The sequence below is a fragment of the Enterobacter sp. Ap-1006 genome, assembly GCF_011752835.1.
Lineage (GTDB): Bacteria > Pseudomonadota > Gammaproteobacteria > Enterobacterales > Enterobacteriaceae > Cedecea.
The window spans coordinates 223,716-248,386 of sequence record NZ_VWWU01000005.1 but is presented as its reverse complement, the minus strand read 5'-3'; the positions used below and the strand labels follow the sequence as shown (position 1 = coordinate 248,386).

Sequence of the window (24,671 nt, the reverse complement as noted above, 5' to 3'; positions counted from 1 at the left end):
ATCACAACGCCGAATGAATTAAAACCTGCACAGAGAAGGAATTTGAGAGGAAGAGCGCGCCCATGCTCCAGCCCGAGAAGAGAATAAAGCAAAAATGAAATAAACATTCCGCCAGATAGTCCAGCGGAATGCTAAAAGGTTAGTACTGACGGGCGTTTTTGAGCTTAGCGGCGGTTTGTTCAGCGGCATCGGCCACAGCGCCCGAACGAGCAACCTGAGCATCGCCGGTGCGCCACCAGGCCTCGTAGTCGTGGGTCATGGTTTTAGGCAGCACTTTGATGTCCAACAGCGTTGGTCCTGGCTCCCGACGAGATGCCTCCAGCGCGGCCAGCAGCTCAGCCTCGCTATTGACCCGCCAGGCTTTGCAGCCGTAGCTTTCGGCATTTTGGGCAAAATCAACCTTCACCAGCGGGCCATCCAGTCTGCCGCTGTGTGGGTTCCGATGGCGGTTTTCGGTACCAAAACTGCCCATCCCGTGGCCCATCTGCAGGTTATTGATGCAGCCGAACCCGGCATTATCGAACAGCAGAATGGTGATTTTTATCCCTTCCTGCACGGCGGTTTGCAGCTCGGAATGCAGCATCAGGTAAGAACCGTCCCCCACCATCGCATACACTGGCTGCTGCGGCTTCGCGAGCTTTGCCCCCACCGCCGCGGCAATCTCGTAGCCCATGCACGAATAGCCGTATTCGAGGTGATAGCTGTCCGGCGTTTTTACCTGCCACAGGCGCTGTAAATCCCCCGGCAGCGAACCCGCCGCGCCCACCACGATAGCGTCATCTTCAATATGCTGATTCACCAGGCCCAGCACGCGGGTTTGAGTCAATGACGTACCTAGCTCACGGCTGTATTCCTGCAACGTTTCGTCCAGATGGCCCGCCACTTCCGGGACTTCTCCCGCCTGCCATTGCCGAGTCCACAGCCGCTGGCACTCCTCGCGCCAGGCCGCCAGAGCGTTAGCAGCTTCGTTCTGCCAGGCGGCGTGATAGCCAGCCTGATGCAGCCCGGCAGTCAACTGCTCGAGCCCAACCCGGGCATCGGCCACCAGCGGCGTGGCGTCCAGCTTCAGGGCGTCGAATTCGGCTACGTTTAGCAGCAGGTACTCAGCCTCAGGTGAAAACAGCGATTTAGAGCCGGTGGTAAAATCGGTCAGCCGGGTGCCGACGCCGATGATTAAATCCGCCTGCGGGGCCAGTAGGTTAGCCGCCAGGCCGCCCGTCACGCCGAGGCCGCCCAGATTAAGTGAGTGCTCGCTTACAAGCGCACCTTTTCCGGCCTGGGTTTCGGCAAACGGTAGCCCGAAGCGTTCCACAAAATCCTGGAAAACCTGATGCGCGCCGGAATAGCGAACCCCACCGCCGCAAATAACCAGCGGACGACGCTTGCTGGCAATGAGCTTTAGCGCGGCATGCAGCCGGTTTTCATCCGGCGGACGCCGCTCGATATGGTGCACTCGCCGGGCAAAGAAGCTCTGCGGATAATCCCAGGCTTCACCCTGCACATCCTGCGGCAGGCAAATCGTTACCGCGCCGGTATCCGCAGGGTTAGTAAGCACTCGCATGGCGCTAATCATGGCGCTCATCAGCTGTTCCGGGCGGTTGATTCTGTCCCAGTAACGGGACACCGGCCGGAAGCAGTCGTTGGTGCTAATGCTCAGGTCATGAAACTGCTCGATTTGCTGGAGCACCGGGTCCGGCTGGCGGCTGGCGTAAATGTCGCCGGGCAACAGCAGAAGCGGAATACGGTTGGCGGTGGCCGTTGCGGCGGCAGTCACCATATTGGCTGCCCCCGGCCCCACGGAGGAGGTCACGGCATAAATACGCTGCCGCCGGTGTTGCTTGGCGAAGCCGGTGGCGATATGCGCCATGCCCTGTTCGTTACAGCCCTGATGCACCTTCAGGTGGCCGGGGTCCTCCTCCAGCGCCTGCCCAAGCCCGAGCACGTTGCCGTGCCCGAAAATGGTCATTACGCCTTCCACAAAGGGCGCTTCCTGCCCGTCGATTTCAACGTACTGCTGGTTTAAAAACCTGACCAGCGCCTGCGCCATGGTCATGCGGTGTGTGGTCATCTTTTCTCCCCTTAGCCCAGCGTCGGCATTGAGAATGCAGATCCTTGCTGATGGCTGGTTTCCGGCCAGCGAGCGGTGACGGTTTTCATCCGCGTATAGAAACGCACGCCGTCGCTGCCGTGCACGTTCAGCGGCCCGAAGATAGAACGCTTCCAGCCGCCAAAGCTGTGGAAAGCCATCGGCACCGGGATAGGCACGTTCACGCCGACCATGCCCACCAGAACTTCTTCGGTGAATCGCCTTGCGGTACCACCGTCACGGGTAAAAATCGCCGTGCCGTTGCCGTATTCGTGCTTGTTGATCAGTTCCAGCGCGCTGGCGTAATCCGGCACGCGCACCACGCTCAGTACCGGGCCGAAAATCTCTTCTTTATAAATGGTCATCTCAGGCGTGACATGGTCAAACAGCGTTGGGCCAACAAAATAGCCGCCTTCATGGCCTGCCAGCCTGAGGCCACGACCGTCCACGCGCAGCGTCGCGCCCTGCTGCTCTCCGCTATCAATATAGCCCAGCACTTTGGCCCGGTGCGGTGCAGAAATGAGCGGCCCCATTTCGTTTTCCGGCTCCTGCCCAAGGCCGGGCCCCACACGCAGCGTAGCAAGCTGTTTTTCCAGCCCAGCGCACAGCGCATCTGCGGTTTCATCCCCCACGGCAACCACCACCGAAAGCGCCATGCAGCGTTCCCCCGCGGCACCAAAAGCCGCCCCCATAATGGCGTTAGTTGCCATCTCCAGATCGGCATCCGGCATCAAAATACAGTGGTTTTTCGCCCCGCCCAGCGCCTGGCAGCGCTTGCCGTGGGCAGAAGCGGTCTGGTAAATGTATTCGGCAATCGGCGTAGAGCCGACAAAGCTAACGGCCTGAATCCTTGGGTCGGTCAGCAATACGTCCACCGCTTCTTTATCGCCCTGCACCACGTTAAACACGCCGTCCGGCAGCCCGGCTTCCTTCAGCAACTGAGCCAGACGCAGCGACAGAGACGGATCTTTTTCCGACGGTTTGAGCACAAAGGTATTCCCGGTTGCCAGCGCGATAGGGAACATCCACATCGGCACCATTGCCGGGAAATTAAACGGCGTGATCCCCGCACAGACGCCAAGCGGCTGCATCAGAGAATGGCTATCGACGCCCGTTCCCACGTTGGCTGAATGTTCGCCCTTTTGCAGATGCGGAATGCCGCAGGCGAATTCCACCACTTCAAGGCCGCGGGTCAGTTCGCCCACTGCGTCAGAATAGACTTTCCCGTGCTCTTCGCTGATGAGCTTCGCCAGGCCGTCCATGTGTTCCTCAAGCAGGCTTTTAAAGCGGAACATCACGCGGGCGCGCTTGAGCGGAGACTGGCGAGCCCAGCCTGGAAACGCCTGCTGGGCAGCGGCAATGGCCTGCTCCGTCTGCCTTGCCGTGCTCATCGCGACCTGACGGATCTGCGCGCCGGTCGCCGGATTGAAGATCGCCTGTACTCGCTGGCCTTCGCCCGCGACGCATTCACCGTGGATAAAATTCGCTACCGTCTCCATCTCTGGCCTCTTGCTGTTAGGGTTGTCTCCCGAACACTGTATATGAAACAAACATTCCATTTTAAGTTGAAATAAAATAAATGTTGATTATTGTGATCAACACTTCGTTTTTATGTTAACTCGCAGAATGCGGCGTCAAGACTTAGTAACCAGGGGCGTTTCAGCCCCCGCTAGTTTTGGTGCATCTGTTTCATTTTTGGCGGTACTACGCTTAAATACGTTTCAGCAACTACTTTTGAGGATGGCAAATTGACCCCGGCGACAACCCTGAGCGAACTCCAGCAGCAGATCCGCGACCGCTATGACAGCCTGAGTAAAAGGCTGCAGCAGGTTTCCCGCTACGTGCTGGATAACACCAACAGCGTGGCATTTGATACCGTGGCCGCCATTGCCGAGCGGGCGGAAGTGCCGCCCTCTACGCTTATCCGCTTTGCCAATGCCTTTGATTTCAGCGGGTTCAACGAGATGAAACAGCTGTTTCGCATGAATCTGGTGGAAGAGACGGCCAGCTATACCGATCGGGCGAGGCTGTTCCGCGAGCTGGGCAGCGAAGCCGTGCCGGAAACGCCGCTGGATATTTTGCAGGAGTTTGCCCGCTCAAATGCTCAGGCCCTGCAGCAGCTGGCCGCCCGTACCGAACCGGACATGCTGCAGCGTGCCGTGGAACTGCTTGCCGAAGCAGACACGATCTACGTTGTTGGCCTGCGTCGCTCCTTTAGCGTGGCGGCTTATCTGACCTATGCCCTGAGTCATCTGGATTGCCGCGCTGTGCTGCTGGACGGGCTTGGCGGGATGCTGCGTGAGCAGGTCAACCGGGTGAAAGCGAAAGATATTGTGGTGTCGATAAGCTTCTCCCCGTATGCCGAAGAGACGCTGATGGTGAGTGAAATTGCCGCCCAGGCGGGGGCTCGGCAGATAGTGATCACGGACAGCCAAATTAGCCCATTCGCCACGTTTAGCGATCTCTGTTTTGTGGTGAAAGAGGCGCAGGTAGACGCCTTCCGCTCGCAGTCCGCCACGCTTTGCCTGGTGCAGTCGCTGATGGTGGCGCTGGCGTATTATCAGGGCACGCCCCACAGCGCGCTTTCGCCGGAGGCCTGATTTTCGGATTGCCGAATGTCTCCGCAGGGTTAAGATGGAAACAACGTTTCAAAAAGAACTCTTACCCTAAGGAGACACCATGCCCTACGAAGCCAGCCCGTCGCGTTATCAATCTATGCAGTATCGCTTCTGCGGCCAGAGCGGCCTGCAGCTGCCCGCGCTTTCTCTCGGCTTGTGGCACAGTTTTGGCGGCGTGAGTCCGCTGGAGTCCCAGCGCGATCTGCTGCGCACCGCGTTCGATCTTGGCATTACGCATTTCGATCTGGCGAATAACTACGGGCCGCCTCCGGGCTCGGCGGAAGAAAACTTTGGCCGCCTGCTGAAGCAGGATTTTGGCAGCTACCGCGACGAGCTGATTATTGCCACCAAAGCGGGGTATGACATGTGGCCAGGCCCTTATGGTTCCGGTGGCTCACGTAAGTACCTGCTGGCAAGTTTGGATCAGAGCCTGAAGCGCATGGGGCTGGAGTACGTCGATATCTTCTATTCCCACCGCGTGGATGAGAGAACACCGATGGAAGAAACGGCCAGCGCCCTGGCACATGCGGTGCAAAGCGGCAAAGCGCTTTACGTCGGGATATCCTCTTACTCCTCCGAAAGAACACAGAAAATGGCCGATCTGCTGCGAGAATGGAAAATTCCGCTGCTTATTCACCAGCCCTCCTACAACCTGTTAAACCGCTGGGTCGATAAAAGCGGCCTGCTGGACACGCTGCAGCACAACGGCAGCGGCTGTATCGCCTTTACCCCGCTCGCCCAGGGCCTGCTGACCGGCAAATACCTGAACGGCATCCCGGAAGGCTCAAGGATGCAGGTGGAAGGCAATAAAATTCGCGGGCTGAATGAAAAGATGCTGACCGAGGCGAATCTCAGCAGCCTGCGCTTACTCAACGAGATGGCGCTGGAGCGTGGCCAAACAATGGCACAGATGGCGCTGAGCTGGCTGCTGAAAGACGAACGCGTCACCTCAGTGCTGATCGGTGCCAGCCGGGCAGAACAGCTAAAAGAGAATGTGAAAGCGCTGGATAATCTGCACTTTACCGCAGAAGAGCTGGAGCGAATTGACCGCCACGTCACCGATGGCGAGCTAAATCTGTGGCAGGCATCGTCCGACAAATAAAAGCCAAAGCCCCTGTAAGCAGGGGCTTAGTTTTTAATACTTCCCGCTGCGAGAAAGCTTGTCGAGATAGCCCATCACAAACGCCGACAGCACAAACGTCAGGTGGATGATCACGTACCACATCAGCTTGTTGTCCGGCACGTTTTTAGCGTCCATAAAAATACGCAGCAGATGGATGGAAGAGATGGCCACGATGGATGCCGCGACTTTATTCTTCAGCGAGCCAGAGTCCATTTTCCCCAGCCAGCTTAGTTTCTCTTTGCCTTCGTAAATATCCAGCGTCGAGACAAAGTTCTCATAGCCGGAAAACATCACCATCACCAGCAGGCCGCCGACCAGCGCCATATCCACCAGCGAGAGCAGGGTCAAAATTAAGTCAGCTTCCGCAATCGAGAAGATATTCGGGAGAACGTGAATGATCTCCTGGAAAAACTTCACCGTCAGCGCAAGCAGGGCCAGAGATAACCCGAAGTAAACCGGGGCCAGAAGCCAGCGAGAGGCGTACATCGCATTCTCAATAAAACGTTCCATAATGTCCTGTCTGGAAATAGCAAAAGGGCGTCATTATAGCGAATTCCGGCGTTTAAGCGTGAGCCCCAGACGCTGGATTACAGGGCTCACACGCTGTTCAGGTCGATCTCCGGGCGCTGATACTGCGGCCATACCAACGCGACCAGTGCAGGATAAGCGTCGCGGCTAAACTCGTTAAAACACTGGCGCAGGTTCAGCACTTCAATATCTGACAATGGCACCTGCTCACCTTCGGCACAGCGTTTTTTAATATTGTCATAATATTTATACACCGCCGAATTTAAATCACTGCAGCGGCGCTGGGCGCTAAATAAAACCGGCTGGGAAGTCAGTTCATCGATACGCATTTTTTTTATTGTGGCGTGAGTAAAATCAATATACTCACTGTTAATACGCCAATAATAGCTGGGCGTAATTTTAGACATCAGCATGCCGAAATAATCTTCCCGCTCTTCGCTGGTAGTGATGGGTTGTATTTCACCCGCCGCACGATTTCTCTTATTATTTGAAGCGCTAAACTCCTTGAGCATAACCAATACAGCACACAACAAAATCAAAATGGTGACAATAGAATAAAATATGCTGTGCATAAGAAACTCCTGTTTTTTTTATTTTTGAATTGAGGCATCATATCGCGAATCTCTGAACCTGAATATTGAACCGATTTCAAAGGATCACATTCGATGCTGCCTGAACACTTCTTACCTCGGCGCTATCCCGTTGTTGCACCGTCAAAGCTCCCTGCAGAAGCTGAAAATAGTACCACGTCGGAAGTCGTTCAGGACAAGATTTTAACGCTGGAAAAAAACATCCTGAGCGGCAGTCATTATGCCGGACAGGCCAAGAACCGCCTGCTTGAAGAAACCGACCGTCATATTAAAGAGCGGCTGCTGTGCGCGGTTAGGATAGAGGCGTTACATGCCCTGATTGGCGAACTGGTTGAAAAAGAACTTATTAGTGCCGCCGATTTGCAGATGCTTATCGAAGACAAAACCGCCTGGGTGGGTAGCAAGGAACAGGAAATTTGGGTTAATCAAATGACCCAAGAAAAACCCTGGCCATTATGCTATTCAATTGAGGAGTAGTGCTATGGCAGAACCTATAAAAAAACAGCCCTTGTTAATTAGCGCTGATGAAAATAAAGACCATGAATTTACGTTAAGTAAAAATATAGCGATTCTGGTTCGCCTTAAGAATGAAAATATCACCCGTAATACGCAGGAAGTTACGGATATTACTTCGGCGCTTATCGACCTGAAGTGGATGAACCGCCGTGAAATCTTCCCGTGGCGTGCCAAAGAAGAGGTGTATGGGGCGGTGCTGGAAGAGATCCTCAGCCATCATCCAAAGCTTAAAGAGCAGATTCTTAAGCGGCTGGAAGGGCATTATCAGCGCCTGAAAGAGCAGGAAGCCCAGACGCTGTCGATGACCCGTGGTCTTGCAGAGAAGACGTGGAAGAGTTCTACGCTGTGAGTGGGGTTTGCCTCTTCCCCGGGGGAGGGTTTCGAGTTTTCTTCCTCTTCCAGGCTGCCTCTTCTACACATTTTCCTTTCAAATCTTCCGGGAGATATCTTTCGCTCCGCGGTTTTTCCGTTCACCTTTAGATCTGCCTCCCCTGCACTCTCAGCGCAAGGTGAACGTGTCCGGGGGATAACGCCATTCCCCGGACAGCCCCGGCGCCCGGCGAGCTCATCGCCGCTGAAGCGGTAAACCCACCGGCTATCACCCAAACATTCGGGGTCGTTCGCGATTCGTTCCCGACGATCGCTCTCTTTCGCTGTTCCCGACAGCTCAACCCCGCCTGAGTTGGGTCATACCCGGGGGCGATGAGAGCCGGGGACAAATCTCCCCTCACCCCGGCCCTCTCCCCAAAGGGGCGAGGGAGAAAACAAAATCTACGGGAAACATTGTGTATTCCCTCTCCCTTCCAGGGAGAGGGTTAGGGTGAGGGTAAAAGAAGCAGAGACGTTGTGGCTGAGAGCGTCGGGAACGCATCTCAGCCGACCCAGGACTGGGAGATAAAACGGAGATCTGCCGCTCACGCGGTCGATTTATTTGGCCGGGAGTCCGGGTTCTTAGGGGAGTGACGGTGACTCCCCTAAGACGTTCACCGGTACCGTGGCTACATATAAAAAGGGCCGGAAGTGAACGGAATCTTAGCCGCGCCTTCATAGAGCATATTTGTAGCCAAGAAACTGTGCCTGGAGAGGAGATTTATAGAACAAGAAGATTTTCGCCCTCTCCAGATAAGAAGAGGGCTGAAGAACAAGTGGCGCTTACTTCGCCTTCGTGACTTCCTGGCCGACCAGGCCAATCTTCAGATACCCTGCCTGGTGCAGCGTATCCATCACGTCCATCAGCGTTTCGTAGTCCACCGTTTTGTCCGCGCGGAAGAAAATGGTGGTGTCTTTTTTCCCTTCTGTCGCGGCAATCAGCGCGTTGACCATCGACTCTTTGCTTACCGGATCGTTACCGATAAACATCGAATGATCGGCTTTTACCGACAGGTAAACCGGCTTCTCAGGGCGTGGCTGCGGTTCACTGCTGGAGGCCGGAAGGTTAACCTTCACGTCCACCGTGGCCAGCGGCGCCGCCACCATGAAGATGATCAGCAGCACCAGCATCACGTCGATAAACGGCGTAACGTTGATTTCGTGCATTTCACCATTGTCATCGAGGTTTTCGTTCAGACGCATTGCCATGGGGCATTAACCTACTCGCAGTTGCTGGGTATTACGCACCGGACGCGGCTGAGCGGTACCATCCAGGTCCAGATCGCGGCTTTGCAGCAGCAGAACCTGCGCAGCAACGTCGCTGAGACTCGCTTTGTAGCTGCCTATCATACGCGCGAAGATGTTATAGATGACGACCGCCGGGATGGCGGCGACCAGGCCGATTGCCGTCGCCAGCAGCGCTTCTGCGATGCCCGGGGCAACGACCGCCAGGTTAGTGGTCTGGGACTGGGCAATACCGATGAAGCTGTTCATGATGCCCCAAACGGTCCCGAACAGGCCGACGAACGGCGAAATCGCACCGATGGTGGCCAGGAAACCGTTACCGCGCCCCATGTGACGCCCAACGGCGGCCACGCGGCGCTCAAGGCGGAAGCCGGTACGATCTTTAATACCTTCGTTATCTTCCACGCCGGCTGAAAGTTCCAGTTCGTTCTGGGCTTCATTGATTAACAGCGTGCTCAGGCTTTTACTGTCAAACGCTTCGGCCGCGCTGCTCGCTTCATTCAGGGAGCGCACGTTAGCCAGCTGCTGCTGCTCTCGCTTGAGGCGACGTTTCTGGGTAATCAGCTCCACGCTCTTACTGAAAAAGATGGCCCAGGTGACAACAGAGGCCAGAATCAGGCCAATCATCACGATCTTCACTACGATGTCAGCATGTTGATACATGCCCCAAACGGACAGATCCGTCTGCATCAGATTACTCGTCACGTCTTACGCTCCAGCGAGAAATAAATGTCAAAACTGAGACTAATATATCAAAAAACTATCGAATTGATAGTCGTTCTCATTAGTATTTACAGACTGCCGGAAATTGTTGAAGCATTCCTTGCGCTTACGCAGGAAAAGCGCCCACCTGGCGAAATGATGACTTTTTTCGCCAACCTGAGAAAACGCCATGATGCCCTTTGCCCATTCTGTGTTAATTTACGTCCAGACATCCAGATGGTTAGACGGGGAAGCGGAAATGGCGGAAAAACACATCGAAACGGCGCTGGTCAACGCCGGGCGCAGCAAGAAGTTTACTCAGGGTTCGGTTAACAGCGTGATTCAGCGCGCCTCCTCCCTCGTCTTTGAAAGCGTTGAGGCCAAAAAGCAGGCCACCGCTAACCGCGCTAAGGGCGAGCTGTTCTATGGCCGCCGCGGCACGCTGACCCATTTCTCGTTGCAGGAAGCGATGTGTGAACTTGAAGGCGGCGCGGGCTGTGCCCTCTTTCCCTGCGGCGCCGCCGCGGTGGCTAATACGATTCTGGCCTTTGTTGAACAGGGCGACCACGTTCTGGTGACCGAAACGGCCTATGAGCCAACGCAGGATTTCTGTACCAAAATTCTCTCAAAGCTTGGGGTTAGCACCGGCTGGTTCGCGCCGGAGATTGGTGCCGATATTGCCAGCCTGATTCAGCCGAATACCAAAGTCGTTTTTCTGGAATCCCCTGGCTCCATTACGATGGAAGTCCATGACATTCCGGCGATTGTCGCGGCGATAAGGCGCGTTGCCCCTGACGCTATCATCATGATCGACAATACCTGGGCGGCTGGCGTGCTGTTTAAAGCGCTGGAGTTCGGCATCGACATCTCCATTCAGGCGGGAACCAAATATTTAATTGGCCATTCGGATGCGATGGTTGGCACCGCGGTATCCAATGCCCGATGTTGGGATCGGCTGCGCGAGAATGCCTACCTGATGGGGCAAATGCTGGATGCAGACACCGCGTATATGACCAGCCGCGGTATTCGGACCCTGGGTGTTCGTCTGCGTCAGCATCAAGAAAGCAGCTTAAAAGTCGCCGAATGGCTGGCACAGCATCCGCAGGTTGAGCGCGTGAATCATCCAGCGCTGCCCGGCAGCAAAGGGCATGAATACTGGAAACGTGACTTTACGGGCAGCAGCGGGCTGTTCTCATTTGTGCTGAAAAAGCGGCTGAGTGATGAAGAGTATGAACAGTACCTCAATCATTTCGAGTATTTCAGCATGGCCTATTCCTGGGGCGGCTATGAATCGCTTATTCTCGCTAATCAGCCCGAAGAACTGGCGGAGATCCGCCCGGCAGGCGGCGTCGACTTTAGCGGCACCCTGGTTCGCCTTCATATTGGCCTGGAAAACGTGGACGATCTGATTGCGGATCTGGAAGCGGGTTTCCAGCGTATTGCCTAAAAAATCCGTTTATCGGTAACCGCGGAACAGTTTTTTGCCATTATCGGGATTTTGTTGAGCCTGGGATCAAGGTGTCGAGAGGATTTTAGCAGTACAATGTGTAGAAATTAAGGTGAGCCTAAGTTGCGGGTGTAATACTCGGGGCGAACTCAATAAGCGGTTCCACAGGAATACCTATGGCTGTTATACAAAATATTGTCGAGGCGCTTTGGCATCACGATTTTGCCGCGCTGGCCGACCCCCATGTGATTGGCATTGTCTATTGCGTTATGTTTGCGACGCTGTTCCTGGAAAATGGGCTACTTCCTGCTTCATTTTTGCCGGGCGATAGCCTGTTGCTGCTCGCGGGAGCGCTGATCGCCAAAGGTGTGATGGGCTTTGTACCGACGCTGGTGATTTTAACCATCGCAGCCAGTTTGGGCTGCTGGCTTAGCTATTTACAAGGTCGCTGGCTCGGCAATACCCGCACGGTTAAAGGCTGGCTGAAACAGCTGCCAACCCAGTACCACCAGCGCGCCACGCAAATGTTTGATCGCCACGGTTTACTGGCGCTGCTCGCGGGCCGATTCCTGGCCTTTGTTCGTACTCTGCTGCCTACCATGGCGGGGATTTCCGGCCTCAGCAATCGCCGTTTTCAGTTCTTTAACTGGCTAAGCGGCCTGCTGTGGGTCGGCGTTGTGATTAGCCTGGGCTACGCGCTCAGCATGATCCCCTTTGTTAAGCGCCATGAAGATCAGGTGATGACCTTCCTGATGATTTTGCCGATTGCTCTGCTGGTTGTGGGCCTGGTCGGCACGGTGTTTGTGGTGCTGAAAAAAAAGGTTAGCGCCGCGTAACCACGCTTAATAAAGAAAGAGCGGATAAGCCCGACTTATTCGCTCTTCGCTTTAGCCTCATTAAATAACCCGCATCCTCGCCATATCTTCCCCCGGCGTCACGCCAAAATAGCGCTTAAACTCCCGGCTAAACTGAGATGCGCTCTCGTAGCCGACGCGAATAGCCGCCGCGCTTGCCTTCATACCGTCATGCAGCATTAACATTCTTGCCTTATGCAGGCGGTAAGTTTTCAGGTATTGCAGCGGCGACGTGCTGGTCACCGACTTGAAGTTGTGATGAAACGCAGAAACGCTCATGTTGGCCTCGGCCGCCAGCTGGTCCACGGACAAGTTTTCTGTGTACTGATTTTCAATCCGGCGCAGCACGCGGCTGATCAGGCTAAAATGCGTCTGACGGCTTACCAGCGCCAGTAGCGCCCCGCCGCTTGGCCCCGTCAAAACATGATAAAGGATCTCGCGGATAATCTGCTTGCCCAGGACTCGGGCATCGAGAGGCCTCTCTAATACGTCCAGCAACCGCTCTGCAGCGCAAAGAATTTCTTCCGACAGTTCGGCAGAATTTATCCCGTCGGTACAGGACTGCGGACGGAAGAGATCGTCTTCTCCGATGTCCATCAGCAAATCCTGCAGTTGCTGGATATCCACTTTCACACGCATCCCGGCGAGCGGTACGTCGGCCGTCGCAAAAGTTTCGCACTCGAAGGGTAAAGGCACCGTCAGCAGCAGGTATTCATTGGCGTCATAGCGGAATACGCGGTCATTAAGATAACCTGTTTTATGACCCGAAAAGAGAAAAACAATGCCCGGCTCGTACATGACCGGGGTACGAGCCATCGGTTTGGTGCCGTACATCAGCCGTACGCCATCAAAAAACACATCACTCTTTTCTTTTAAAATCAGCTGATTGATTTTATCCGTCAGCTGCTGACAGATAGCCTGGCGGTTCATTTCTTACGTCTCCACGGCGCTTTTTATCCGGCTTACAGTGTGCGATGGATTCTGCGTTTTCTCCAGTCGTTTGGAGAAACAGGCAAGATAAAGGCAGGAATATGCATTGAGAGAGGCAGAGTGGCGGACCACAATAGGCGCCATCAGATTTAGCAATGTGACTCATCTAACGAACGGGAAACCCATCATGAATAACTTCAATCTTCATACCCCAACCCGCATCCTGTTTGGTAAAGGCTCCCTGGCAGAACTGCGTGACCAGATCCCAGCCGACGCTCGCGTACTGATTACCTACGGCGGCGGCAGCGTGATTAAAACTGGCGTACTGGACCAGGTTAAAGACGCGCTGAAAGGCCTCGATGTGCTGGAGTTTGGCGGCATCGAACCTAACCCGTCTTACGAAACGCTGATGAAAGCCGTAGAGATTGCGCGTAAAGAAAAAGTGACTTTCCTGCTGGCAGTCGGCGGTGGCTCCGTGCTCGACGGCACTAAATTTATCGCCGCTGCGGCGCACTATCCGCAGGATATCGATCCGTGGAACATTCTGCTGACCCGCGGTAGCGACGTGAAAAGCGCGATCCCAATGGGTTCCGTGCTGACGCTGCCGGCCACCGGCTCCGAATCTAACAAAGGCGCAGTGGTTTCCCGCCGCTCTACCGGCGACAAACAGGCGTTCATGTCTGACTTCGTGCAGCCTGTCTTTGCGGTTCTGGATCCGGTTTACACCTACACCCTGCCGCCTAAACAGGTTGCTAACGGCGTGGTGGATGCCTTTGTTCACACCATCGAGCAGTACCTGACCTACCCGGTCAACGCCAAAGTGCAGGATCGTTTTGCGGAAGGCATTCTGCTGACGCTGATCGAAGACGGCCCTAAAGCGCTGAAAGATCCTGAAAACTATGACGTGCGTGCGAACGTGATGTGGGCTGCAACAATGGCGCTGAACGGCCTGATCGGGGCTGGCGTGCCGCAGGACTGGGCGACCCATATGCTGGGTCACGAACTGACCGCGATGCACGGCCTGGATCACGCTCAAACGCTGGCGGTGGTTCTGCCTTCGCTGATGAATGAAAAGCGTAACGAGAAGCACGCCAAACTGCTGCAATACGCAGAACGCGTCTGGAACATCACCTCCGGCAGCGAAGAAGAGCGTATTGATGCGGCCATCGAAGCAACCCGCAATTTCTTCGAGAAAATGGGCACCGCGACTCGCCTGTCCGCCTACGGCCTGGACGGCAGCTCCATCCCTGCTCTGCTGCTGAAACTGGAAGAAAAAGGCATGACTAAGCTGGGCGAACATCAGGACATTACGCTGGACGTTAGCCGCCGCATTTACGAAGCCGCGCGCTAAGAGAATCCAGGTTAGCGATTTGATCGCCTGAGTTTCGACTAGACTTAATACAAAACTTACACCGGGCTTGCCCGGTGTTTTTCGCACTATTAAGGAGGTACGCATGACTCATCCAACCTTAATCAAGCTCCAGGATGGCAACGTAATGCCGCAGCTTGGGCTCGGTGTCTGGCAGGCCAGCAACGACCAGGTCAGAACGGCCATTGAGAAAGCCCTGGAAGTGGGATACCGCTCCATTGATACCGCCGCCGCCTACAAAAACGAGGACGGCGTAGGTGCCGCGCTGAAAAGCGCAGGCATTGCGCGTGACGATCTGTTTATTACCACCAAACTCTGGAACAGCGACCAGCAGCGGCCCCGCCAGGCGCTGGAAGACAGCCTTGAAAAACTGCAGCTTGATTATGTCGATCTCTACCTGCTGCACTGGCCGGTGCCGAGTAAAGATCATTATCTCGAAGCCTGGAAAGGGCTGATTGAGCTGCAAAAAGAGGGGCTGGCGAAGAGTATTGGGGTGTGTAACTTCAATCTTAATCATCTCCAGCGGCTGATCGACGAAACCGGCGTTAGCCCGGTGATCAACCAGATTGAGCTGCACCCTCTGCTGCAACAGCGCCAGCTCCACGCCTGGAACGCGACCCACAAAATCCAGACCGAGTCCTGGAGCCCGCTGGCCCAGGGCGGTGAAGGCGTGTTTGATCAGAAAATCATTCGTGATTTGGCGGAAAAATACGGCAAAACCCCGGCTCAGGTGGTGATTCGCTGGCACCTCGATAGCGGGCTGGTGGTTATCCCTAAATCGGTCACGCCTGCCCGTATTGCTGAAAACTTTGACGTGTTCGATTTCCGGCTGGACAAAGAAGAGCTGGCTGAAATTGCGAAGCTCGACAGCGGCAAACGCCTTGGGCCAGACCCGGACGTGTTTGTCGGCTAAATCCGGCTTCTCTTTTCGTCCCCAAAACCACCTTCGCCTTCACCCGCAGGGTGGTTTTTTATTTCCCGCACACCCCCTGCCCCAGCGCTTTCTACGTGTAACACATCCGTTTGATCGTCGCGTGAATTTTCACGGCGTTCATTATTTGTTCTTTTAGCCGTAATCAAAAAGTCACACAACACCACGATAAATAGGGCCAGCTTCGCTAACTCATTTGGAATGGTTATGAACAGATCCCTTGCCGTAGTTACCAACTCTGACCTGGAGTCGCTGCCGCAGTTTGCGCCCGCGCCGGGGCGTAAAGTCCTGAGCGTTAAGAGTCTGAGTAAGGCCTATAACGCACACCAGACCGTGCTGCACGACATTAACTTCGACCTGCATGCCGGTGAACTGGTGGGCGTGATTGGCCGTTCAGGCGCAGGTAAATCTACGCTGCTGCATATTCTTAACGGTACGCATTCTGCCACGTCGGGCGAGATCCTCAGCTTTCCGGAAGTCGGGATGCCGCACGATGTGTCTAAACTCAGCGGTCGCGCCCTGAACCAGTGGCGCACCGAATGCGGCATGATCTTCCAGGACTTCTGCCTGGTGCCAAGACTGGACGTGCTGACTAACGTCCTGCTGGGTCGCCTGAGCCAGACCTCCACGCTGAAATCCCTGTTTAAGGTTTTCCCTGAAGCAGACCGCGCCCGCGCTATTTCGCTTCTGGAGTGGATGAACATGCTGCCCCACGCCCTGCAGCGCGCCGAGAACCTTTCCGGTGGCCAGATGCAGCGCGTTGCCATTTGCCGCGCGCTGATGCAAAACCCAAGTATTCTGCTGGCCGATGAGCCGGTAGCTTCACTCGACCCGAAAAATACCCAACGCATCATGAAAGTGCTGCGTGAAGTGTGTGAGCAAGGCATCAGCGTGATGGTGAACCTGCATTCCATCGAGCTGGTGAAAGAGTACTGCACCCGCGTTATCGGGGTTGCAAAAGGAAATATCGTGTTTGACGGTCATCCGTCGATGTTAACGGACGACGTGCTGCATCTCTTGTACGGCGATGAAATCAATCAAGTGCATTAATTCTCTCTCCAATTGATACAACACAGGCAATGATAATGAAAAAGCAACTGACTGGCGCATTACGTTTATCCGCAGTGATTACTGGCCTTGTGATTGCAGGCCACGCTATGGCTGCTGACCAGCCGCGCGAACTGAACCTCGGGATCCTCGGCGGGCAGAATGCGACCCAGCAAATTGGTGATAACCAGTGTGTGAAGCAGTTCATGGATAAAGAACTGAATGTCGACACTAAACTGCGTAACTCTTCTGACTACTCTGGCGTTATTCAGGGCTTGATCGGCGGTAAAGTCGACCTGGTGCTGAGCATGTCCCCTTCTTCCTACGCTTCGGTGTACATGAACGACCCGAAAGCGGTGGATATCGTCGGCATCGCGGTTGACGATAAAGACCAGTCCCGCGGCTACCACTCCGTAGTGATCGTGAAAGCCGACAGTCCGTACAAAACCATCGAAGATCTGAAAGGCAAATCCTTCGGCTTCGCGGATCCGGACTCCACCTCTGGCTATCTGATCCCGAACCACGAGTTCAAACAGAAACTCGGCGGCACCGCGGACAACAAATACAACAACTTCTTCTCCAGCGTCACATTCTCCGGCGGCCACGAACAGGACATCCTGGGCGTGCTGAACGGCCAGTTTGCTGGCGCGGTGACCTGGGCTTCCATGGTTGGCGACTATAATGACGGCTACACCGCCGGGGCATTTAACCGCCTGATCCGTATGGATCACCCTGACCTGATGAAGCAGATCCGCATCATCTGGACCTCGCCACTGATCCCGAACGGCCCGATCCTGGTCAGCAACAAGCTGCCAGCTGACTTCAAGGCCAAAGTGGTGGATGCGGTGAAAAAACTGGATAAAGAAGATCACGGCTGCTTTGTGAAGGCGATGGGCGGCACCCAGCACATCGGCCCGGCGTCAGTGGCTGACTTCCAGCAGATCATCGACATGAAGCGTGAGCTGGTTAGCGCTCGCTAATTGACGCCCACCGCATAAAAAATCGCACCCCGGCGGCCTGCCTGGGTGCTTTTTTATCAGGGCGGGGCAACCCGTCACCGGAAACAAACCGGATAATAAGTGATGATGTTGAATACGGAATTTGAGCGTTACTATCACCAGGTCAGAATGCGCCAGAAGCGCGACACCCTGATTTGGTCCCTGCTGCTGGTAGGCCTGTATCTTACCGCCGGTCATATCGCTGAGTTCAGCCTGACCACCATCTGGCAATCGCTGCCAAACTTCCTCGACTACATGTTCGAAACCCTGCCGACACTGCACCTCCCGGTTCTGCTGGCCGACGTCCACACCAAAGGCTCGCTGGCCTACTGGGGATACCGCCTGCCGATTCAGCTGCCGCTGATTTGGGAAACGCTGCAGCTGGCGCTGGCGTCGACGCTGATTTCGACCTGCATTGCCGCTGTGCTGGCATTTTTGGCCGCCGGTAATACCTGGACGCCGCCCGCCGTGCGCTTCGGCGTTCGTGCTTCAGTTGCCTTCCTGAGGACCATGCCGGAGCTGGCGTGGGCGGTCATGTTCGTGATGGCCTTTGGCATCGGCGCTATTCCGGGGTTTCTGGCGCTGGCCCTGCACACCATTGGCAGCCTGACCAAGCTGTTTTATGAAGCCATCGAAAGCGCGTCCGACAAACCTGTGCGCGGCCTGGTGGCCTGCGGTGCCACGCCAATTCAGCGCGTGCGCTTCGCTCTGTGGCCGCAGGTGAAACCGATCTTCCTGTCCTACAGCTTTATGCGCTTTGAAATTAACTTCCGTTCCTCCACCATTCTCGGCCTCGTTGGCGCGGGCGGGATCGGCCAGGAGCTGATGACCAACATTAAACTCGACCGCTACGACCAGGTCAGCATCACGCTGCTGCTGATTATCGTGGTGGTTTCCATCCTCGATGTCCTGTCCGGCAGGCTGCGCCGCTGGGTTCTGGAGGGGAAAAAATGAGCATTTCACAGGCAACACCGGATATCGCTAAAAGCCGCGAGCAGTACCGCGAACTTTACCGGATGCAGGGACGCTATCTGCGTCACATCGGCCTGCTGGCCGCCGCCATTCTCGGCTACTACGTCTGGTTTTTCTTCACTTTCGGCATCGACTCCGGGCAAATCCTGACCGGCATCGCTCAGCTCGGGCGCTATTTCCTGCGCATGTTTGTCTGGCATGACTTTGTTAACTGGCCGTTCGCCTATTACTTCTCGCAAATCGCTATTACGCTCGCCATTGTCTTTGCCGGGACGCTAACCGCCACTGTGCTGGCGCTGCTGCTGTCGTTTTTTGCTGCCCGCAATATCATGCAGGGCCCGGTGGCAAGGGTCATTGCGCTGCTGGTGCGCCGCCTGTTCGACCTGCTGCGCGGCGTGGATATGGCAATCTGGGGGCTAATATTTGTGCGCGCCGTGGGGCTTGGCCCACTGGCTGGCGTACTGGCAATTATCATGCAGGATACCGGCTTACTGGGCAGGCTGTATGCCGAGGGGCACGAAGCGGTAGAACGCTCTCCGAGCCGGGGATTAACCGCCGTGGGCGCGGCGGGCATTCAGAAGCACCGCTTCGGGATCTTCACCCAGTCGTTCCCGGCGTTTCTCTCCCTCAGCCTGTATCAGATTGAGTCCAACACCCGTTCAGCGGCGGTGCTGGGTTTTGTCGGCGCGGGCGGTGTCGGCCTGGTTTATGCCGAGAACATGCGGCTGTGGAACTGGGACGTGGTGATGTTTATCACCCTGATTCTGGTCTGCGTGGTAATGGCGATGGATGCTATTTCTGCCTGGCTGCGCCGCCGCTATATCACCGGGAAGCCGGTGCCGCTGTATTCTCCGCAATAACGCCTAAACGGGGCACGGTTTTCGCCATGCCCCGGTTTCGCTATAAAGACCAGCTCAGCGTTTGCCAGCCGTAGCGAGCGCCCTGCGCCGCAAGCTTCTGGCAAGGATTTACCATCAGCACTTTATCGGCCTCAAGGCAGAGCGGTAGGTCGTTAATAGAGTCGGTATAAAACGTCAGTTCTCCGCTGTATTCGGGGTTCACCGTCAGCCACTCCTTCAGACGGGTAATTTTACCTGCCTGATAGCTCGGCACGCCGCTTATCACGCTGGTGTATGCGTTATTGCCGGTCACCAGATCGATACCGATGGCGTGTTCAATGCCCAGCCGCGGCGCAATGGCCTTCACCAGCAGGCTGACCGACGCGGAGATGATCATCATCTGCTGGCCCTGAGCGTGTAATTGCTCAATCAGGCGCTTCGCCTCCGGGTAAACCAGCGGCAGTACATCATTTTCTACGCAGCGAGCCACCAGCGTATCGACATCGGCAACTGTCATGCCGGCCAGCGGGGCTAGCGTGACGCCAACGTATTCGTGAATGTTCATTTCGCCACGCTGGTAGTCGAGCATCAGCTTGTGCTCTTTGGCCAGATAATCAGGGTCTTTGATCAGCCCTTCGCGAGAAAGAAAGCGGCTCCAGAGAGTGCTGCAATCAGCGTCAATCAGGGTGTGGTCGAGGTCAAAAACGTACAGCGGGTTAGACATGTTCATTTCTCATTTCAGCAAAGAGGCCGCCGGGCAGCTTAGCACCAGACCCGGCGGACAGGGATTCCCACTTCTCTTTGTCGCAGAAAAAAATGACAGCGGCATGAAAGCACGCCGTTACTTCACATGCGGCTTCCTCTTTCCTGCTGCTGCCGGACGGCGCTGGTGCGCAAGCGGGGTATGTTTCGTCAGCGCCGGGCGGGCGTGACGAGCATGTCTGCGGGCCTCACGCATCTCTTCCAGGGTCGGGGCTGGCACCAGGCATTCACGTCTGCCACCAATCAGGTGCTTTTTCCCCATCGCCTCCAGCGCCTCACGGATCAGCGCCCAGTTAGCCGGGTCGTGATAGCGCAGCAGGGCTTTATGAAGGCGGCGCTGGCGGTCACCGCGAGGCACAACAATATCCTCGCTTTTGTAGTTCACCTTACTCAGCGGATTTTTGCCCGTGTAATACATGGTGGTTGAGTTAGCCAGCGGCGACGGATAGAAGTTCTGAACCTGATCGAGGCGGAACCGATGCTGCTTCAGCCACAGTGCCAGGTTCACCATGTCCTCATCACGCGTCCCTGGGTGCGCGGAGATAAAGTATGGGATCAGATACTGCTCTTTGCCAGCCTGCTTCGAATAGGTATCAAACAGCTCTTTAAAGCGATGATAGCTGCCCATCCCCGGCTTCATCATCTTCGACAGCGGCCCTTCTTCTGTGTGCTCTGGGGCAATTTTGAGATAACCGCCCACGTGGTAAGTGGCCAGCTCTTTGATGTAACGCGGATCGGCAACCGCCAGATCGTAACGCACGCCGGAGGCAATCAAGATCTTCTTCACGCCCTGCAGATCGCGGGCGCGGCGGTAGAGATCGATAGTCGGCTGATGGTTGGTGTCCATATGCTGGCAAATTTCCGGGTAAACGCACGACAGGCGACGGCAGGTTTGCTCCGCGCGCGGCGACTTACAGCGCAGCATATACATATTGGCCGTTGGGCCACCGAGATCGGACACCACGCCGGTGAAGCCCGGCACGCTGTCGCGCATGGCTTCGATTTCGCTGATGATGGAATCTTCGGATCGGCTCTGAATAATGCGGCCTTCATGCTCGGTGATGGAGCAGAAAGAGCAGCCGCCGAAGCAGCCACGCATAATGTTCACCGAGAAGCGGATCATCTCATAGGCCGGAATGCGGGCCTTGCCGTAGGAAGGATGAGGCACACGCTGGTAAGGGAGCGCGAACACGCTATCCATCTCTTCGGTAGAAAGCGGGATTGCCGGAGGGTTGATCCAGATATAGCGATCGCCGTGCTTTTGCATCAGCGCTCGGGCACAACCGGGGTTAGTTTCATGATGCAGGATCCGCGAGGCGTGGGCATACATCACCTTATCGGCCTTCACCTTCTCAAAGGACGGCAGCAGAACATAGGTCTTTTCCCACGGCTTTGGTCGCGGCGGCTGCACGGTTACAGCTTTGGTTTCATCCGCCTTCTTGTCCTTCGGTTTATTGCCGTCGGCACAGGGGAGATCGTCCCCGTAAGGATGCGGAATGGGGTCGATTTTTCCTGGCGTATCAAGCCGGGTGGAATCGACGCCTGCCCAGCCCGGCATCGCTTCTTTGCGCATGATGGCGGTATTACGCACGTCGCAAATGTCAGCGATCCCTTCTCCGTTAGCCAGACGATGCGCCACTTCCACCAGCGGACGTTCACCATTGCCGAAGATCAGCATATCAGCTTTGGCATCAACCAAAATCGAGCGGCGCACGGTATCAGACCAGTAATCATAATGCGCGGTACGCCGCAGGCTGGCCTCGATGCCGCCGAGGATCACCGGCACATCACGCCACGCTTCTTTACAGCGCTGGGTGTAAACCAGAGAAGCACGATCGGGGCGCTTGCCTGCCACGTTATCCGGCGTGTAGGCGTCGTCGTGGCGCAGCTTGCGGTCCGCCGTGTAGCGGTTAATCATCGAGTCCATGTTCCCGGCGGTCACGCCAAAGAACAGGTTCGGCTTGCCGAGGCGCATAAAGTCCTGTTTAGAAGACCAGTCCGGCTGAGCAATGATACCGACACGGAAACCCTGCGCCTCTAACATACGGCCACAGATGGCCATCCCAAAGCTGGGGTGATCCACGTAGGCATCGCCGGTGACCAGAATGATGTCGCAGCTGTCCCAGCCGAGTTCGTCCATCTCCGCGCGAGACATGGGTAAAAACGGCGCCGGACCAAAACAGGCGGCCCAGTATTGAGGCCATGAAAAGAGTTCGCGATCCGGCTGGATCAGGCTTTTGACGCTCATAATATTTCCGAAGAGATGATGTAGAAATGAACAAAAGGGCGGCGATTATACGCTTATTAGCAGTAATTTTTGAAGGGTTATTCGGTGTTTTACGCCCCTCACCCTAAAGGGGCGAGGGGGAGAAAGACTCTGCGTAGAGTGCCATGCTATCCCCTCTCCCTTGTAGGGAGAGGGTTAGGGTGAGGGTAAAAACTAGGGCGCGGGCTGAACCAATAGCTGACCGATGGAGCCGCGATCGGCAAGCTCCAGCGTCTGGCTGGAGTAGAGGAACGGGAAATGCTCCCAGGAAGGCTGCCCAAAGTAGACCAGCAGCTCAACCTGCCCGTCTATCCACACGGTATCCTTCCAGCCGCGATCTTCCCCGAACGGTGAAGCTCCGTTGACGTTGCGCACCAGGAAACTGACGCCCTCAATGTGGAAAGACTGCGGCGTATCGGCGCGCACCGTCCAGCGTTCCCAGGTGCCCTGCTGAGTCTGAATATCTATCCGTTTCATGTCCCACAGCTGGCCGTTAATGCCCGGATCGTCACCGAGGGTGATTTCACGGCTGCGCGTTGGGTTACCGCCGATAATCTCTTCCGGCAGAAGGCGCATTGGCAGCGTGTCGGTCACCAGCGGCAGCAGCCCGGTAGGACGCAGCGTTAACACCAGCGTAGAAATCAAAATGCTCGACGGCTCAAAGAAACCACGAATGCGATCCATGATCCCCGCCGCTTCACCGGCGGTAATCGAGACCTCTTTGCCTTCGGTCATGTCGATAAGAATTTCTCGCCGCTCTCCCGGCGCCAGCGACAGCTGCTTAACCGAAACGGGCGCCGGCAGGAACCCCTGATCGCTGGAAATCACCGCGATGGAGCGACCATCGCTCATTTGCAGCTGGTAGCGACGCGAGTTTGAGGCGTTCAACAAACGCAGGCGCACCCAACCACGGGACACTTCCACGTACGGGCTTTGCACCCCATTCACCAGCAGCGTATCGCCAACAAAACCGCCGCTGCCTGGCTCCTGATACTCCGGTGCACCGAAGTTGTCGAGCCGCTTGTCCTGGATGATAATCGGGAAGTCATCCACGCCGTAATGGTTAGGGATTGGCAGAGATTTGCTGACTTCATCCTCAATTAACCACATCCCCGCGAGGCCGTTGTAAACCTGCCTTGCGGTGCGATTCGGCGTGTTGGCGTGATACCACAGCGTAGCGGCTCGCTGGCGAATGGGTAAAACAGGCGCCCAGTCTACGTTCGGCGACATCATACGTGCGGCCCCGCCAATCAGCGGCCCCGGCACCTGCAGGCCAGCAATCGTCATCGCAACATTTTCCTGCAGACGGTTGCTGTAGATCATCTTCACGTCATCCCCGCTCCAGACGCGAATGGTTGGCCCCATATAGCGCCCGTTAAAGCCCCAAACGGGTGCCTTCGCGCCGCCGGTAAATGACCAGTGAGCGCGCTGCAGCGTCAGGAATAAGGGCTGGCCGCGACGAGATTCAAGCAGAGGAGGGACAGGTAAAGGCTGCTGCTGCCCTGCCGCGTTTGCCCTCAGCGGCACCGAGCCGGCACAAAGCGCAACTCCGGATGCCTGAATAAACTGACGCCGACTGAGTGACATAATTGCTCCATGTAAAACTGAATAACGAAAGGCGATACAAACCGTACCGCCAAAGGCGGCATTTAACTCGCCTGATTCTTTTCAACTTTGCCGGCTGCTTCACGCGCGGCAACTTCTTGATTGAGTTCGTCAATTTTGGCCATCATCAGTTCACGACAGTCAGTGGCCAGCTTACGGACCTGATCTTTCCCATAAGCACTGGTATCAATTGGCGGCAGCATTTCGACGATGACCAACCCGTTGTTCCAACGGTTTAGCTTAATTTTATTACTGGTATTGGAAACGCACACCGGAATAATCGGCACGCCCGCGGCAATCGCGGCATGAAACGCCCCGGTTTTAAACGGCAGCAGGCCTCGACCACGGCTGCGGGTCCCTTCCGGGAACATCCAGATAGAAACATTACGTTTGCGAATCTGCTCGACAACCTGGGAGATAGTACCGTGGGCTTTTGCCCGGTTATCCCGGTCAATCAACAGGTTGCCCGTCAGCCAGTAAAGCTGGCCAAAAAACGGGATCCACACCAGGCTTTTTTTCCCAACCGTCACCGTCGGAGGCTGCACGATACTCGAGGCCGTCACCATATCGTAGTTGTTTTGATGGTTACCGATGTAAATCGCAGTGGGATGGTTTTCTGCACCGGCAGGTAAGCGAGTTTCAACCTTGAGACCGAATACCGGCGCCAGACGCCCGAAAAGGTGCCCAAAAGTTGCCACATGGCGCGGATTGCGCGGGCTAAACAGACAATAAATTGAACCAAAGATGCATACCAGGATGCAGTAAATAACGACAATAATAAAACGTACAATCGCTAGCATAACTACCTCATGAGCCGAAGCCGTTGATAAGTATATCGGCTTTAGCGTAAAACACACCGGACGGCGACAACGCT

The 24,671-nt window shown here is 55.7% G+C and carries 23 protein-coding genes; 12 read left to right on the top strand and 11 right to left on the bottom strand.

From position 1 onward, the window contains the following. Positions 1-139: 139 nt before the first annotated feature. Both iolD and F3J28_RS17055 read right to left on the bottom strand, forming a co-directional pair. Complete coding sequence (gene iolD, locus F3J28_RS17060; protein WP_166878087.1) at positions 140-2,068, bottom strand: 3D-(3,5/4)-trihydroxycyclohexane-1,2-dione acylhydrolase (decyclizing); 1,929 nt, start codon at positions 2,066-2,068, stop codon at positions 140-142. Between the two features lie 11 nt (positions 2,069-2,079). Then, the gene (locus F3J28_RS17055; RefSeq protein ID WP_008457016.1) at positions 2,080-3,585 is read right to left on the bottom strand and encodes a CoA-acylating methylmalonate-semialdehyde dehydrogenase; all 1,506 of its coding nucleotides are present in this window, start codon (positions 3,583-3,585) and stop codon (positions 2,080-2,082) included. Positions 3,586-3,834: 249 nt separating this feature from the next. Between F3J28_RS17055 and F3J28_RS17050 the strand changes: the two genes are divergently transcribed. Together F3J28_RS17050 and mgrA are read left to right on the top strand one after the other, a co-directional pair. Further along, a complete protein-coding gene (locus tag F3J28_RS17050; RefSeq protein WP_166878084.1) occupies positions 3,835-4,686 on the top strand; it encodes a MurR/RpiR family transcriptional regulator in 852 nt (283 codons plus the stop codon). A gap of 79 nt (positions 4,687-4,765) precedes the next feature. Beyond that, positions 4,766-5,806 (top strand): L-glyceraldehyde 3-phosphate reductase, encoded by a 1,041-nt coding sequence (mgrA, locus tag F3J28_RS17045; RefSeq protein ID WP_166878081.1) that lies wholly within the window; start codon positions 4,766-4,768, stop codon positions 5,804-5,806. 33 nt (positions 5,807-5,839) lie between these two features. On the opposite strand, the gene F3J28_RS17040 is transcribed toward mgrA, so the two are convergent. Together F3J28_RS17040 and F3J28_RS17035 are read right to left on the bottom strand one after the other, a co-directional pair. Next, positions 5,840-6,337, bottom strand: a complete 498-nt coding sequence (locus F3J28_RS17040; RefSeq protein WP_008457009.1) for a TIGR00645 family protein — start codon at positions 6,335-6,337, stop codon at positions 5,840-5,842. Positions 6,338-6,423: 86 nt separating this feature from the next. Beyond that, entirely contained in the window at positions 6,424-6,927 is a 504-nt protein-coding gene (locus F3J28_RS17035; protein ID WP_166878078.1) for an ESA_00282 family adhesion-associated protein, read from the bottom strand. 93 nt (positions 6,928-7,020) lie between these two features. Between F3J28_RS17035 and F3J28_RS17030 the strand changes: the two genes are divergently transcribed. Together F3J28_RS17030 and F3J28_RS17025 are read left to right on the top strand one after the other, a co-directional pair. Continuing rightward, positions 7,021-7,422: a hypothetical protein gene (locus F3J28_RS17030; RefSeq protein ID WP_166878075.1), complete on the top strand. Its 402-nt coding sequence runs from the start codon at positions 7,021-7,023 to the stop codon at positions 7,420-7,422. 4 nt (positions 7,423-7,426) lie between these two features. Beyond that, a complete protein-coding gene (locus F3J28_RS17025) occupies positions 7,427-7,810 on the top strand; it encodes a cytoplasmic protein (RefSeq protein WP_166878072.1) in 384 nt (127 codons plus the stop codon). Positions 7,811-8,613: 803 nt separating this feature from the next. On the opposite strand, the gene exbD is transcribed toward F3J28_RS17025, so the two are convergent. Both exbD and exbB read right to left on the bottom strand, forming a co-directional pair. After that, positions 8,614-9,039 (bottom strand): TonB system transport protein ExbD, encoded by a 426-nt coding sequence (gene exbD, locus F3J28_RS17020; protein WP_061277273.1) that lies wholly within the window; start codon positions 9,037-9,039, stop codon positions 8,614-8,616. Between the two features lie 6 nt (positions 9,040-9,045). Beyond that, positions 9,046-9,780, bottom strand: a complete 735-nt coding sequence (gene exbB, locus F3J28_RS17015; RefSeq protein ID WP_166868526.1) for a tol-pal system-associated acyl-CoA thioesterase — start codon at positions 9,778-9,780, stop codon at positions 9,046-9,048. A gap of 256 nt (positions 9,781-10,036) precedes the next feature. On the opposite strand from exbB, the gene metC reads away from it, so the two are divergent. Beyond that, a complete protein-coding gene (metC, locus tag F3J28_RS17010) occupies positions 10,037-11,224 on the top strand; it encodes a cystathionine beta-lyase (protein ID WP_166878069.1) in 1,188 nt (395 codons plus the stop codon). A gap of 176 nt (positions 11,225-11,400) precedes the next feature. Next, entirely contained in the window at positions 11,401-12,060 is a 660-nt protein-coding gene (yghB, locus tag F3J28_RS17005; protein WP_166868533.1) for a DedA family general envelope maintenance protein YghB, read from the top strand. Positions 12,061-12,120: 60 nt separating this feature from the next. Here yghB and F3J28_RS17000 read toward each other — a convergent pair whose 3' ends face one another. Then, complete coding sequence (locus F3J28_RS17000) at positions 12,121-13,008, bottom strand: AraC family transcriptional regulator (protein WP_008460951.1); 888 nt, start codon at positions 13,006-13,008, stop codon at positions 12,121-12,123. A 187-nt stretch (positions 13,009-13,195) separates the two neighbouring features. Between F3J28_RS17000 and yqhD the strand changes: the two genes are divergently transcribed. The 6 genes from yqhD to phnE (F3J28_RS16970) all read left to right on the top strand — a co-directional run bounded on the left by yqhD (position 13,196) and on the right by phnE (F3J28_RS16970) (position 19,185). Next, complete coding sequence (yqhD, locus tag F3J28_RS16995) at positions 13,196-14,359, top strand: alcohol dehydrogenase (RefSeq protein ID WP_166878067.1); 1,164 nt, start codon at positions 13,196-13,198, stop codon at positions 14,357-14,359. Between the two features lie 103 nt (positions 14,360-14,462). Then, a complete protein-coding gene (gene dkgA / locus F3J28_RS16990; protein WP_166878064.1) occupies positions 14,463-15,290 on the top strand; it encodes a 2,5-didehydrogluconate reductase DkgA in 828 nt (275 codons plus the stop codon). Positions 15,291-15,515: 225 nt separating this feature from the next. Beyond that, complete coding sequence (gene phnC / locus F3J28_RS16985; RefSeq protein WP_039287781.1) at positions 15,516-16,358, top strand: phosphonate ABC transporter ATP-binding protein; 843 nt, start codon at positions 15,516-15,518, stop codon at positions 16,356-16,358. Positions 16,359-16,393: 35 nt separating this feature from the next. Beyond that, positions 16,394-17,335 (top strand): phosphonate ABC transporter substrate-binding protein, encoded by a 942-nt coding sequence (phnD, locus tag F3J28_RS16980; protein WP_008460942.1) that lies wholly within the window; start codon positions 16,394-16,396, stop codon positions 17,333-17,335. 102 nt (positions 17,336-17,437) lie between these two features. Next, the gene (phnE, locus tag F3J28_RS16975; RefSeq protein WP_205247232.1) at positions 17,438-18,307 is read left to right on the top strand and encodes a phosphonate ABC transporter, permease protein PhnE; all 870 of its coding nucleotides are present in this window, start codon (positions 17,438-17,440) and stop codon (positions 18,305-18,307) included. After that, complete coding sequence (gene phnE, locus F3J28_RS16970; RefSeq protein ID WP_166878058.1) at positions 18,304-19,185, top strand: phosphonate ABC transporter, permease protein PhnE; 882 nt, start codon at positions 18,304-18,306, stop codon at positions 19,183-19,185. Before phnE (F3J28_RS16975) ends, phnE (F3J28_RS16970) begins: the two co-directional genes overlap by 4 nt. 40 nt (positions 19,186-19,225) lie before the next feature. Here phnE (F3J28_RS16970) and F3J28_RS16965 read toward each other — a convergent pair whose 3' ends face one another. From F3J28_RS16965 to F3J28_RS16950, 4 genes are all read right to left on the bottom strand, one after another. Continuing rightward, complete coding sequence (locus F3J28_RS16965) at positions 19,226-19,888, bottom strand: HAD family hydrolase (RefSeq protein ID WP_166878055.1); 663 nt, start codon at positions 19,886-19,888, stop codon at positions 19,226-19,228. Between the two features lie 117 nt (positions 19,889-20,005). Beyond that, complete coding sequence (locus F3J28_RS16960) at positions 20,006-22,174, bottom strand: YgiQ family radical SAM protein (protein WP_166878052.1); 2,169 nt, start codon at positions 22,172-22,174, stop codon at positions 20,006-20,008. Positions 22,175-22,366: 192 nt separating this feature from the next. Continuing rightward, on the bottom strand, positions 22,367-23,779 hold the full coding sequence (gene ftsP, locus F3J28_RS16955) for a cell division protein FtsP (RefSeq protein ID WP_039297975.1): 1,413 nt from the start codon (positions 23,777-23,779) through the stop codon (positions 22,367-22,369). A 62-nt stretch (positions 23,780-23,841) separates the two neighbouring features. Continuing rightward, positions 23,842-24,597: a 1-acylglycerol-3-phosphate O-acyltransferase gene (locus F3J28_RS16950; protein ID WP_008460931.1), complete on the bottom strand. Its 756-nt coding sequence runs from the start codon at positions 24,595-24,597 to the stop codon at positions 23,842-23,844. Positions 24,598-24,671: the final 74 nt, after the last annotated feature.

Bases quoted from the DNA above. Each gene is read 5' to 3' on its own strand.
- iolD (WP_166878087.1), bottom strand. From the start codon at position 2,068: ATGACCACACACCGCATGACCATGGCGCAGGCGCTGGTCAGGTTTTTA.
- F3J28_RS17055 (WP_008457016.1), bottom strand. From the start codon at position 3,585: ATGGAGACGGTAGCGAATTTTATCCACGGTGAATGCGTCGCGGGCGAA.
- mgrA (WP_166878081.1), top strand. From the start codon at position 4,766: ATGCCCTACGAAGCCAGCCCGTCGCGTTATCAATCTATGCAGTATCGC.
- F3J28_RS17040 (WP_008457009.1), bottom strand. From the start codon at position 6,337: ATGGAACGTTTTATTGAGAATGCGATGTACGCCTCTCGCTGGCTTCTG.
- F3J28_RS17035 (WP_166878078.1), bottom strand. From the start codon at position 6,927: ATGCACAGCATATTTTATTCTATTGTCACCATTTTGATTTTGTTGTGT.
- F3J28_RS17030 (WP_166878075.1), top strand. From the start codon at position 7,021: ATGCTGCCTGAACACTTCTTACCTCGGCGCTATCCCGTTGTTGCACCG.
- F3J28_RS17025 (WP_166878072.1), top strand. From the start codon at position 7,427: ATGGCAGAACCTATAAAAAAACAGCCCTTGTTAATTAGCGCTGATGAA.
- exbD (WP_061277273.1), bottom strand. From the start codon at position 9,039: ATGGCAATGCGTCTGAACGAAAACCTCGATGACAATGGTGAAATGCAC.
- metC (WP_166878069.1), top strand. From the start codon at position 10,037: ATGGCGGAAAAACACATCGAAACGGCGCTGGTCAACGCCGGGCGCAGC.
- yghB (WP_166868533.1), top strand. From the start codon at position 11,401: ATGGCTGTTATACAAAATATTGTCGAGGCGCTTTGGCATCACGATTTT.
- F3J28_RS17000 (WP_008460951.1), bottom strand. From the start codon at position 13,008: ATGAACCGCCAGGCTATCTGTCAGCAGCTGACGGATAAAATCAATCAG.
- yqhD (WP_166878067.1), top strand. From the start codon at position 13,196: ATGAATAACTTCAATCTTCATACCCCAACCCGCATCCTGTTTGGTAAA.
- dkgA (WP_166878064.1), top strand. From the start codon at position 14,463: ATGACTCATCCAACCTTAATCAAGCTCCAGGATGGCAACGTAATGCCG.
- phnC (WP_039287781.1), top strand. From the start codon at position 15,516: ATGAACAGATCCCTTGCCGTAGTTACCAACTCTGACCTGGAGTCGCTG.
- phnD (WP_008460942.1), top strand. From the start codon at position 16,394: ATGAAAAAGCAACTGACTGGCGCATTACGTTTATCCGCAGTGATTACT.
- phnE (WP_205247232.1), top strand. From the start codon at position 17,438: ATGATGTTGAATACGGAATTTGAGCGTTACTATCACCAGGTCAGAATG.
- phnE (WP_166878058.1), top strand. From the start codon at position 18,304: ATGAGCATTTCACAGGCAACACCGGATATCGCTAAAAGCCGCGAGCAG.
- F3J28_RS16965 (WP_166878055.1), bottom strand. From the start codon at position 19,888: ATGTCTAACCCGCTGTACGTTTTTGACCTCGACCACACCCTGATTGAC.
- F3J28_RS16960 (WP_166878052.1), bottom strand. From the start codon at position 22,174: ATGAGCGTCAAAAGCCTGATCCAGCCGGATCGCGAACTCTTTTCATGG.
- ftsP (WP_039297975.1), bottom strand. From the start codon at position 23,779: ATGTCACTCAGTCGGCGTCAGTTTATTCAGGCATCCGGAGTTGCGCTT.
- F3J28_RS16950 (WP_008460931.1), bottom strand. From the start codon at position 24,597: ATGCTAGCGATTGTACGTTTTATTATTGTCGTTATTTACTGCATCCTG.